This window comes from Paenibacillus hunanensis, assembly GCF_034055775.1.
GTDB lineage: Bacteria > Bacillota > Bacilli > Paenibacillales > Paenibacillaceae > Saccharibacillus > Saccharibacillus hunanensis.
Map to the genome: position 1 here is coordinate 779,590 of NZ_CP139194.1, position 11,882 is coordinate 791,471.

Here is an 11,882-nt window from a genome sequence, read left to right on the forward strand (position 1 = left end):
CCGATGGAACTGCTGTTATTCGTCATTACCTGCTGGCTACTGCTTCAGCTTGCATTTACGGTCTGGAATTTAAGCCGAATGCCGAAGCTGGGCAAGCCGGTACAGCGTCAGAAGTGGGAGCAGGAGTATAATTTTCCAAATGTACATCATCAACATGGAAGCAAACCGCTACTGTCTGTGCTGATTCCTGCGCGTAATGAAGAACGCAATATTCGTGAGTGTCTGGAATCGATCACTGCCTGTCGCACGGATTCGATCGAGCTGGAAATTCTGGTGATCAATGATCATTCGGAGGATGACACCGAGTCGGAGATTCGTAAAGTAATGGCGCAGGATGATCGCATTCGTCTTTTTCATGGTACGACATTGCCCGAGGGCTGGCTGGGCAAATCGTATGCTTGCCACCAGCTATCCCTGCATGCACGCGGAGAATGGTGGCTATTCGTCGATGCAGATGTACGGCTCCAGTCGGAAGCGCTGGAAGCAGCGATGGTCACGGCGCGTTCGCAGCGTACAGGCTTGATCAGCGGCTTTCCGCGAATGGAGACAGGGACGTGGCTGGAGCATATTGTAGTGCCGATGATGGCGTTTATTATTGGTTATCATTTGCCGATTATGATGATTCGGCGTAGTCCGCGTCCGGTCTTTCTCGCTGTGACGGGTGCGTGGCTTATGATCCATCGGGATAGCTACACTCGCAGTGGTGGGCATGCTCATATTTATAATCATATCGTGGAGGATATGGAGCTGGCACGTGCGGTGAAGCAGGCAGGTGATCCGGTTACACTGGCAGATGTGCATCGTTATACGTCCGCACGCATGTATCGTAATGCGGCTGAGGTATGGGAAGGATATAAGAAAAATATTTTCGCGGGTACAGGGCGTAATCCGCTACTTGTATTCGGCGTGACGATTTTTTACTCGTTATTATTTATATTCCCGCTTGTGATGCTTCTCTGGAGTATAGCAACAGGGCAGCCTGTACTTGCTGCCTGGTCAGGAGCTGCTGTCGTAATAGGAATGGTCACGAAGGGAATTATCGATCGATTTAGTGGCAAATCCTTTTGGCTGGGCTTGTTAATGCCGATCAGTGCGGCATGTCTAATCCTGATTCTACTTGATTCGTGGATTGCCAGTCTGAATGGAAAAGGATACCGCTGGAAAGGCAGGACGTATGGATGAATAGTTACGGACAGCCCGGTTCACGCCGGGCCATTATTATTGGCGCTGGATTTGGCGGCTTATCGTGCGCGATTGGGCTAGCCTCGGAAGGCTATGAGGTCACCATACTGGAAAAGCAGCCCACGATCGGTGGTAAGCTACAATCGCTGGAGCTGGACGGCTACCATTTTGACCGCGGACCAAGCACCATTACGATGCCACATGTGTTTCGTAGTGTATTTGAACGTGCCGGGCGTCAGATGGACGATTATGTGCAACTGTATGAGCTGGAGCCGCGTACACGTAATGTGTTTGCAGATGGTCATACCGTTGATCTTAGTCGTCATGCAGAATATACCGCCGAGCAGATTGCTGCCTATAGCCCGGAGGATGCGCGCAATTATAGTCGCTTTTTAAAAGAGGCAAGCGCGATGTATCATGAAGCGGATCAACAATTTCTAAACACATTATTGCTCTCCTGGCGTGATAAATTAAAGCCATCGATGGGACGTAGTCTGTTACGCGTGCGTCCGTTTACAACATTACAAGCGTTGCTCGGACGCTACTTTCGCCATCCGAATACTTTGATGCTATTAGGACGTTACGCAACGTATGTGGGCGCATCTCCATACCAGGCACCAGCGATCTTCGCGATGCTGGCACATGTGGAAGCGGTGGATGGTGTGTATGGCGTGTATGGAGGGACAAGTAATATTGTCCGCGGTATGGCTCGCCTTGCTGTAGAGCTAGGTGTCACAATCCATCCGAATACCGAGGTCACGCGCATTCGTGTACATGCTGGAGCCGTCAGCGGTGTAGAAACGAATAGCGGCGATTATGAAGCATCTCTTGTTATCGTAAATGGCGATGTACTCAGTGCCAGCCGTATGCTGCTATCCGAGAAGGAGCGTCCTTCACTTCCGGATCATCGTATTGCATCGTACGAGCCATCATTATCCGGCTTCGTTACACTTGCGGGCGTGCCCAAGCGCTATGATCAGCTTCTACACCATACGGTCTTTTTCCCGGAGCAGTATGAACCAGAGTTTCAATCCATTTTCACCCAAAAAACAGCACCATCTGATCCAACGCTATACATCTGCCACTCCGGTCATTCCGAAGCGGGCATGGCACCCGATGGCGGTAGTAACCTGTTCATCCTTGCCAATGCGCCTTATACCTCCAAGCAATGGAACTGGCAAACACAACAGCAAGCCTACGGCGAACGCATCGCGACCATGCTAGAAGGCTACGGCTTAACCGGTATCCGCAGCGGCCCTGTCTGGCAGCATTACACACCAGAAGACATCCAGCGCGACACCTACGCCCATCGCGGAGCGATCTACGGCATCTCATCCAACGGTGCCAAGCAAACCTTCTTCCGCCCCGGCAACCGTAGCCCCGATGTAAAAGGCCTATGGTACGTCGGCGGCACGACCCACCCTGGCGGTGGAACCCCTATCGTTACCTTATCCGGTCAACTGGTAGCCAAGCATATTGCGAGCCAGCGTTAGGTGCTAAAGAATAAAGGATAAAGGATTGTGACAGGGATGAAATTGCCAGATAAAGTGGGAGTGGACAGGGTTCATCATGGATAGATGCAAATGTATCAATTGCACAGACTTCGTAAGGATCAAAGTGACTAGTTTTTGCGTCGTCTATAACTAACTATTTTAATATTTAAAAGCTGTATATGAGTTGGCTAAGCGATTGTTAATTTTAAATAGCTAAAATGATCTCTCTTCTGCTCATACTTCATCATATAGGCTGCGACAAGCACGGAACGAAGGGAAGGAAATAAGGGAAAAGAAGTGTTAGCGAATTTCTAACACGGGGTACAATGAAAAGTGATTTTTGCGAAGCAAAATATCTTACCACTTTGGAGGGGCGGGAATCTTCATTTACACCCCATTCCAAAAGATTCCCGCGGCTCCACCCGAGTCCGTTCCCTTATTCCTTCCCGAAGTGGTTGACGCAGCAGCACCGCATTCAGCAAGCGATCATCCACCTACGAGTAATTCTTTTCCCACTCCACCTGTGGCTTTCCTCCATTTACTGCTATAGTTGATATAACGAACGCCACAAATCATCTAAAGAAAGGAAGCGGATATGACTCATCCATCTCAAGAAGGACATATTTCAGATCGCAAAAGCGCACATGTCCGATTGTGCCTTGAAGAAAATGTAGCCGGTGAAGGTATCACCTCGGGCTTTGAACAATATCGGTTTCGCCATCAGGCGCTACCCGAGCTGGATTTTGCAGCGATTGATCTGACGACCTCGTTATTTGGCATCGCGCTAAAGGCTCCACTGCTGATCAGCTCCATGACCGGCGGCAGTGCAGCGACTGGCGAGATCAATCGCAGACTCGCACGCGTAGCACAGCGGCGCGGCTGGGCGATGGGACTTGGCTCGGTGCGTGCAGCGATTGAGCATGACGAGCTGGCAGCAACGTTTAATGTGCGTAGCGATGCACCTGATATCCCGATCATTGCGAATCTGGGAGCGGTACAGCTGAACTACGGCTTTGGTGTGGAACAATGCCGACGTGCAGTAGAGCTGGCAGAGGCTAGTGCGCTCGTACTGCACCTGAACAGCTTGCAGGAGGTATTTCAGCCCGAAGGCAATGTGAATTTTGCAGGGTTGTTGCAGCGAATGGAAGAGGTTGCGACAGCGCTGGATGTGCCTGTCGGTGTCAAAGAAGTAGGCTGGGGCATTGATGGCGAGACAGCGCAGCGTCTTGCCAGTGCAGGTATGGCATTTATCGATGTAGCTGGTGCTGGCGGTACATCATGGAGTCAGGTAGAGAAATTCCGTAGCCATGATCCGGTGCGACGTGCAGCCGCCGAAGCCTTTGCAGGCTGGGGCTATCCGACCGCAGATTGTATCCGTGATGTGCGTAGCCATTTGCCCAATATGCCACTGATCGGTAGTGGAGGTCTGTACAACGGTGTAGATGCCGCGAAGGCGATTGCGCTTGGTGCAGATATGGTCGGGTTTGGACGCTCCTTGCTCGGTGCGGCAGTAGAATCGGAAGAAGCACTGGAGCAGGTATTGGAGCGCGTAGAGCTTGAGCTGTCCGCAGCGATGTTCGGCGTAGGAGCAGCTTCGGTGGAACAGCTTCAACAAACAGAGCGATTATATCGTATGAATTAGAGGCATAGTATGTATGTAGATGGTGTGTAATACATCAATGTACAGAAGATCGTCAATGAATGATGAGGATGAGTATTGGATCATCCCGACTTCTTTTAGCATATCGTAAGAAATTATCTATATTGCAGCAAAGATTCGGCTACGTGCCGGATCTTTTTTTGTCTGCATCATTAAGCTCAAAGGTACTGTTGATATCGTCTAAGCGATTGTACTTCTGTTCATACCATCTGTATTCCATAATATGAAGTTTTACTCCTACACGCGTTCTATATATCTATATAGATGGATGAAAATAATGCCTTTGCTCCGATTAAACCTTCCGTTTATACAATAAATTCCCCACTGTCCTAAAAATATTTTAATTTATTTCCCTTCTGTTCTAGTCTGGAATTATTGCACTAAATGAAGCTTAACCGAAATTTTCTGAAAATTTACGACAAAAAACAACAAAATGGTTTAATTGCTATACAAAATAAGCTGCTTAACGTCGATAATAAGTGGGTACTTTGAACTATTAGTCTATATGTCACAGGTATATACATCATAAGGAGGACAACAAGTGAAGAAGCATTCATTTATGAGATTGGGACTGCGTCCCAAATTATACTTAATTATTTTAATACCGTTATTGTTAATTTGTGGACTCACGATGTGGACGACGCAGCTGCTCATCCAAAAGTCATCGCTATCCACATTGCAGCAAAACAATCAAATGCTGACGACCAATACGATCGCTCAGCTGGATAAAAATGCGATTCAGCAAATGTACACCAGTACCAATCCTGAGCAGAGCGCGCAATACAAAGAGCTTCGTCAGCGGCTAAACAATGTGCGTCTGGAGACAGGTGCGCTATACGTGTATATGTTCAAACGGGTGGATGACCGCTGGCTTTACACTGTCGATGGTGCTGCATGGGATGATAAAGATTACAGTCCATACGATACCGAACTTACACTCGGCGCCGATCGTACATCCGCATTGCTGGCAGGACAGGCGATCACTACGAATGTATCAAACGATCCGGAGTGGGGCGAGTTATTTTCCACCTTTATGCCGATTCGCGATGAGGCCGGTAAGGTGATCGGTTATCTCGGGATCGATATTTCAGCGAATACGGTCAATTCGGTTTACTCGGTAACGATCAAGGAAGCGTATAAGCTTGTTATTCCGATTTTTGCAGGTGTGTTCATTCTGGCAGTGGTAGCGGCAATGATGTTCATTCGTCGTATGCTAAAGCAGGTGAGCGAAATCAAGCATAGTATGGAAAAGGTTACCGCAGGTGATCTGACGGTTCCATCCCAGCGCATCACAGGCGATCAGCTAGGTGAGATCAGTGATCTGAACAATGCGATGATCCAGCATATTACCGGGATGATCGCCAGTATTCAGCATAGCTCTACAACACTTCAGCAGTCCTCTGGCTATATTCAGGAAGTTGCTGGTAGCACACTGCGTCAGACGGAAGAGCTATCGCGAGCGATTCAAGAAATTGCCAGTGGAGCAGGACAGCAAGCAGAGCAAACGGAGCATTCTGTCGATCAATCGGCACGTCTGGGCGGTATTATCGATGAGATTGGCACGTATGTAGATCAATTTGGCGCGACCGCAGAGCAGCTTACCACCGTGCGCAATACGGTACTGCGTGAGCACGAGCTACTTTTACAGCAGGGCAAGGAAAGTGTAGCCAGCGTACAACAGCTTCAGCAGCTATCCAGCACACTGGCAGAGCAATCGCGTGAGGCGGCTGGCATTAGTGGACAGGTGCAGGATATCGTGAAGCAGACGCAAATTCTGGCATTAAATGCTTCGATTGAAGCATCTCGTGCAGGTGAAGCAGGGCGAGGTTTTGCTGTCGTTGCCCACGAAATGGGACAGCTTGCACAGCAGTCTGGAGAGTCGATTCGCGAGATTGATCGGATTATGGGACACTTTGTAGAGCAAATTCGCCTCATTCATAACGAGTTTGAGCAAAGTCTAACGGCTGCCGAGCAGCAGGAAAATCGCATTACAGAGTGTATGGATTCGTTTGAGCAGGTGAGCCGTGTATCGGAGGATGTACAGCGTCTGGCGCATGATCTGTCAGACAATACCGAGCGCATGCAGCATATCCGCCGTGAGGTAGAAGAGCATCTGACCCACATCGCAGCGACAACAGAAGAAACCTCCGCGATGACCGAAGAGGTGTCTGCGAGCGCTACAGAGCAGCAGCAATCGGTAGCTGAATTGTCGGACATTTCCGGTAATTTGAACCGCCTTGCTGTAGATTTGAAAAAACAAGCGGAACAATTTATCGTTTAATCGTTTGCCACGCCTGTGGTTGTCATATATAATAGTGTGGAAATTCATGAAGAGTCTGTCACCAATTCAAATATAGGAGTTGTCAGCATAAATGGCTTTGAAAGCTGGTATCGTTGGATTGCCAAACGTCGGTAAATCCACACTTTTTAATGCAATCACACAGGCGGGCGCAGAATCCGCTAACTATCCGTTTTGTACAATTGATCCAAACGTCGGTATCGTTGAAGTACCGGACGAGCGTCTGGACAAATTGACTGAGCTTGTTGAACCGAAAAAAACCGTTCCAACGGCATTCGAATTTGTTGATATTGCCGGTCTGGTGCGTGGCGCAAGTAAAGGCGAGGGTCTGGGTAACAAATTCCTGGCTCACATTCGTGAAGTCGATGCGATTGTACACGTTGTTCGTTGTTTTGAAGATGAGAACATCACACACGTAGATGGCAAAATCGATCCGATCAGCGACATCCAGACGATCAATCTGGAGCTGGTACTGGCTGACCTGGACAGCGTCGAGAAGCGTATTGATCGCGCGAAGAAGAACATGAAGGGCGGCAACAAGCAGTACGCTCAAGAAATCGAGATTCTGGAACGCGTGAAGGAAACGTTGTACAACGATATGCCTGCACGCAGCATCGAGCTGACCGAAGACGAGCGTCTGATCATCCGCGACCTGCATCTGCTGACGATGAAGCCGGTATTGTATGCGGCAAACGTAAGCGAAGATGGCGTAACGGAGGCAGACACGAATCCTTTCGTACTCAAAGTAAAAGAATTTGCCGCTGCTGAAAATGCAGAGGTCGTTCCGATCAGTGCGAAGGTAGAAGCAGATATCTCTGAGCTGGAAGATGAGGATCGTGCCATGTTCCTCGAAGAGCTGGGTCTGCAAGAATCCGGTCTGAATCGTCTGATCAAGGCGGCGTATCGTCTGCTTGGTCTGTACACGTACTTTACAGCAGGCGTACAGGAAGTACGCGCATGGACGATCCGCAAAGGAACCAAAGCTCCTGGCGCAGCAGGCGTTATTCATAGTGACTTCGAACGCGGCTTCATCCGTGCAGAGGTAGTGGGCTATGAAGACCTTGTGAACGCAGGTTCCATGAACGGTGCGAAGGAACGCGGTCAATTGCGTCTGGAAGGTAAAGACTATGTCGTGAAAGACGGCGACGTTATGCACTTCCGTTTCAACGTGTAATATCGAATCGCACTCTGTATAAGAGTTCGTGCATAAATAAAAGCCTGATCGGCACAGCATACGAGATGTAGAATTACATCCGTTGCTAACCGATCAGGCTTTTTTGTTGTATATCGTGAATGATAGGTGATAGAAGGAGCATCGCAAGCATAAGTCATAAGGTAAGACGAGCTTGCGCACATAGGTAGAGTAGCAGTATCGCAGGGCTACTTAATCTTACTTAACGAGACGGTTCCATAAATGGTAAATACACTTCGTCTGTACTCGACAGCATAGGGATATCTTCAAATGGCACATAAGCTGGATGCTGACGCTCAAGTGAAGAATGAAGCTGTACACGTCGATGCGCCTCATCCATATAGAACAATAGCTGTCTTACAAATGAAAGCATGTTATTTCCGTATAGATTTAATAATTCAAAATGATATTGTCGGTAATGTCCATTACCAATGACCAGCATTTGATTATATTTCACACCAGGGCTTGAGGTCATAATTTCTTTGTAGGAAGAAGCTGAGACGTAAAGTTGTCGAATGTCAGTCAAAGCCATCGTTGAGAACACGAAGGGTTGATTTGGCTTTTTAGTGCCCATGACTAATTCCTGATCTGTGACTACCAGCAGATGAAGTGGTTCATAATCCGCTTCTTTTTCCCGTTCGGTCAAATCGATCGTATCTGAGAAGTTTTGCTGAGTGAACTTTTTCCATTGGGGTTCACTTACATTACTATGCGCAGCATGAATAACTTCATCAGGATGTAGTACACCGATCGAATACAGGCGCTTTGCTAAACGAATACTTTGTTCCATCTCAATCTTGTCTGCCTTCAATCGGATACGTGTGAGAAGGAGAAAGGCTGCACCCATCAATCCAAATAGTAGAACCCACCAATTGAATGCATCACTGAGGCAAAATAAAACCATACCAATTAAATAGATGCTGAGGGAAAAATACATCCACTTTAATTTGGCAGCTTCTGAAATACGATAGTAGCTGAATCCTTTACCTGCCCTGTAATTCTCTGTACGGGGATTGATGGTCAGGCTATGGATGTAGGTTGGTGCAAAAGCGATCAATAAAGCAATGGCAAAGAAGAATATAAGCCCGAAGCCTGAAGTAGACCATGCGATGAAAGCAAACAGTGCTAGCGCAAACCATGCCACAGAATTAAATATATAGGCTTTCCACTCGCCACGCTGAATCTGGCGGAATCGTTTCATAAAATGTGCTCCTCCTGCTGTTATGTACGGATCGGATCATGATCACAGCCATGCATCAACAAAACGACAATGCACCACTTCCACGATAAAAATCCGATCCAATCATGCATCATTATAGATACAAAATTATACGGACGAAGGCTGTACGCTAAAGGGTAAAAACTCCTCCTCAGTACTCGACAGCATCGGGAAATCCTCTAACGGAACGTAGTCGGGATGATCCCGCTCGGGTAGCTCATCCTCATCGAATTCACGCAGATGAGCATCGTCCATACAAGCAAGCAGCTCCGATACAAATAAAGACAACCCGCTATACAGCCTGCTTGAAAATTGAAAATGATACTGGTGATCCTCACCATCACCAATCACGATCATTTGCTTATTCATTTTAGGCCCTGACTCGCCCCCAACCTTTTTGTAGGAGGCACTGGATACATACAATTGCTGAATATAAGCTAAAGGTATAGTCGAAAACATAAATTCCTCATCAGGATGCTGTGTGCACATAATTAATTCTTCATCCGTCACGACCAATAGATGGAGGGGCGTCTGCACTTCATTCGGTTCATAATCGATCCAGTCGATGCTTTGTGGCTGATCGTTCGCTAATGCGAGCCAGGCCTCAGTGGAGATGTTGCCATATGCTGCATAAATGCGTTCGTCTGGTGTCAATACCCCGTAGGCATACAATATTTCGGCACAGGCTATTTGCGTGCGGATATCATGATACGTTTTTTCCTTCAGCCAGTAGTAGACGCCGGGGAAAAGAAAGGCTATGACGATCCCATATAAGAATGTCCACCGATCAAAGCTAGCGTCAAAGCAATATACAAAAAGCAAAATCACCGAGCAAGCAAAACCAGTCCAGCTCAGTACCATTTTCGTTTTTTCGGGCATCCGATAATAGGCAAACCCTTGATGCGGCTCATAGTCATATGTGCGTGCATTTTTTAGGAGTGCAAAGTATGCAAAAACCGTATACATCACGAAGCCGACGATTGCGACTACCAACAGAAAGCCCCATCCATTGTAATACCCTACCGCTACGATTAAGCTTGCCATCACGAGCACGCCTAACGAAGCAATCAAATAACCATACCATTCCCCGAGCCGAATTTGACGAAATGTGTGCATAGAGAACTCTCCTTTTCAAATGGGCGATTGTCTGTTCATTGTGATTCCCTCTGTATAGCCGAACGATTGTTGCCGGATTGCTCAAATTCTTTATGTATGGAGTCTATTTCCATTATCGGTCGAGGGAGGGCGATGTATGATATATGCTGGGGATAAAGGTAGATATAGGTATACAAAAGGCGGCGAGCGTAATGGAATACTTCGCTCGCCGCCTGGATCAATCTATAGTAAAAGTTAGATGCGGTACGTATCTAGATAGAATGGATTAGAGATGATACCTGCATACACAGGCATGATAATGCTCAACAGATTATTGTATTCTCACAATCTACCTTTTTGTATCCTTATCCATCAATGATTCAGTGTCTTCATCCCGTTTTGCTCATAACGCTCGCCCGCCGCACTTCCTTTGGGTGCTGCGGCATCGATACGCTGTAGCTCTTCCTTCGTCAATTTAACATTGACTGCACCGACATTTTCCAGCAGATACTTGGTCTTTTTGGTACCTGGAATCGGCACAATATCTTCACCCTGAGCAAGTAACCAGGCAAGAGCGAGCTGGGAAGGCGCACAGTTTTTCTCTGACGCAATTTCGCGAATACGATCGACCAGATCGAGATTCTTCTGGAAGTTCTCACCCTGGAAGCGTGGGGAGAAGCGGCGGAAGTCATCCTCAGCCAGATCGTCGAACGAGCGAATCTGTCCGGTCAGGAAGCCACGTCCAAGCGGACTGTATGGGACAAATCCAATCCCAAGCTCACGACATATCGGCAAAATCTCATCCTCCACATCACGGCTCCATAACGAATATTCCGTTTGCAATGCCGTGATCGGGAATACTGCATGCGCACGACGAATCGTTTCCGGGGCGGCTTCGGACATACCGAGATAACGCACCTTGCCCTCACGCACCAGCTCACCCATTGCACCGATCGTTTCCTCAATCGGCACATTTGGATCGACGCGATGCTGGTAATACAGATCGATCGTATCGACACCAAGCCGTTTTAGACTTTTCTCACATGCTTCGCGCACGTATTCTGGCTTGCCACTAATGCCCAGATAAGAGCCGTCCTCCCCGCGCACATTACCAAATTTTGTCGCGATGACGACGTCATTTCGATGCTGGCGAATAAATGGACTAATAAATTGCTCATTTTCCCCATTACCGTACATATCTGCCGTATCGAAAAAGGTAATGCCGCTATCCAGTGCAGCGTCCAGCGTGCGAAGCGATTCCTGTTCATCGCGATCGCCATAAAATTCCGACATGCCCATACAACCAAGTCCGAGACGAGACACAAGTAATCCTTGTTGACCTAATGCCACCTTTTCCACTTGTACAACCTCCTCATAATCTATGAATATGTGATGCGATGAAGCACAGACAAAGTAAACGGATAGCTATTGTCAGACAGATTCATAGCTGCCCAACAGTCTTAGTATAGATAACCAGCAATCACAGAAGCAAACCTACCGATACGCCACATCGATAAATTCATATTTGAACATAACAGATAAGTAAATTCATTTATAGGAGTGAGGTGTATGAAGGGAGTTATCAATTAGGCTGTAGTAGAGACACCAAGCAGGAGCGAGAAGGATAGAGTGAAAGTACCCATCCTATATAGAAGTTGATATCTAGATAAAATGAAGTAGATCAAGAGAAAATTCTTCTATTTTCGTTGATTTAAGGATAGGAAAATGCGATGCTATATGCT

At 47.5% G+C, this 11,882-nt stretch carries 8 protein-coding genes; 5 read left to right on the forward strand and 3 right to left on the reverse strand.

Going from position 1 to position 11,882, the window contains the following annotated elements:
* Nucleotides 1-3 precede the first annotated feature (3 nt).
* The 5 genes from SK066_RS03085 to ychF all read left to right on the forward strand — a co-directional run bounded on the left by SK066_RS03085 (nucleotide 4) and on the right by ychF (nucleotide 7,808).
* Nucleotides 4-1,182 carry a glycosyltransferase family 2 protein gene (locus SK066_RS03085; RefSeq protein ID WP_320543611.1) on the forward strand — a complete coding sequence of 393 codons (1,179 nt, stop codon included), beginning with the start codon at nucleotides 4-6 and terminating at the stop codon, nucleotides 1,180-1,182.
* Nucleotides 1,179-2,675 (forward strand): phytoene desaturase family protein, encoded by a 1,497-nt coding sequence (locus SK066_RS03090; RefSeq protein ID WP_320543612.1) that lies wholly within the window; start codon nucleotides 1,179-1,181, stop codon nucleotides 2,673-2,675. The genes SK066_RS03085 and SK066_RS03090 overlap by 4 nt, the downstream gene beginning before the upstream one ends.
* Before the next feature lie 595 nt (nucleotides 2,676-3,270).
* A complete protein-coding gene (gene fni, locus SK066_RS03095; RefSeq protein ID WP_320543613.1) occupies nucleotides 3,271-4,317 on the forward strand; it encodes a type 2 isopentenyl-diphosphate Delta-isomerase in 1,047 nt (348 codons plus the stop codon).
* A 559-nt stretch (nucleotides 4,318-4,876) separates the two neighbouring features.
* On the forward strand, nucleotides 4,877-6,616 hold the full coding sequence (locus SK066_RS03100; protein ID WP_320543614.1) for a methyl-accepting chemotaxis protein: 1,740 nt from the start codon (nucleotides 4,877-4,879) through the stop codon (nucleotides 6,614-6,616).
* A gap of 91 nt (nucleotides 6,617-6,707) precedes the next feature.
* Entirely contained in the window at nucleotides 6,708-7,808 is a 1,101-nt protein-coding gene (ychF, locus tag SK066_RS03105; RefSeq protein WP_188774178.1) for a redox-regulated ATPase YchF, read from the forward strand.
* Between the two features lie 220 nt (nucleotides 7,809-8,028).
* Here the strand turns inward: ychF and SK066_RS03110 are convergent, their stop codons facing one another.
* The 3 genes from SK066_RS03110 to SK066_RS03120 form a co-directional block, all read right to left on the reverse strand.
* Entirely contained in the window at nucleotides 8,029-9,027 is a 999-nt protein-coding gene (locus SK066_RS03110) for a hypothetical protein (RefSeq protein WP_320543615.1), read from the reverse strand.
* A gap of 126 nt (nucleotides 9,028-9,153) precedes the next feature.
* On the reverse strand, nucleotides 9,154-10,161 hold the full coding sequence (locus SK066_RS03115; RefSeq protein WP_320543616.1) for a hypothetical protein: 1,008 nt from the start codon (nucleotides 10,159-10,161) through the stop codon (nucleotides 9,154-9,156).
* A 351-nt stretch (nucleotides 10,162-10,512) separates the two neighbouring features.
* Nucleotides 10,513-11,499, reverse strand: a complete 987-nt coding sequence (locus SK066_RS03120; RefSeq protein ID WP_320543617.1) for an aldo/keto reductase — start codon at nucleotides 11,497-11,499, stop codon at nucleotides 10,513-10,515.
* Nucleotides 11,500-11,882: the final 383 nt, after the last annotated feature.

What these genes read in the sequence shown, in the direction of transcription:
- SK066_RS03115 (WP_320543616.1), bottom strand. Translation starts at nt 10,161, where the DNA reads ATGCACACATTTCGTCAAATTCGGCTCGGGGAATGGTATGGTTATTTG.
- ychF (WP_188774178.1), top strand. Translation starts at nt 6,708, where the DNA reads ATGGCTTTGAAAGCTGGTATCGTTGGATTGCCAAACGTCGGTAAATCC.
- SK066_RS03085 (WP_320543611.1), top strand. Translation starts at nt 4, where the DNA reads ATGGAACTGCTGTTATTCGTCATTACCTGCTGGCTACTGCTTCAGCTT.
- SK066_RS03110 (WP_320543615.1), bottom strand. Translation starts at nt 9,027, where the DNA reads ATGAAACGATTCCGCCAGATTCAGCGTGGCGAGTGGAAAGCCTATATA.
- SK066_RS03090 (WP_320543612.1), top strand. Translation starts at nt 1,179, where the DNA reads ATGAATAGTTACGGACAGCCCGGTTCACGCCGGGCCATTATTATTGGC.
- fni (WP_320543613.1), top strand. Translation starts at nt 3,271, where the DNA reads ATGACTCATCCATCTCAAGAAGGACATATTTCAGATCGCAAAAGCGCA.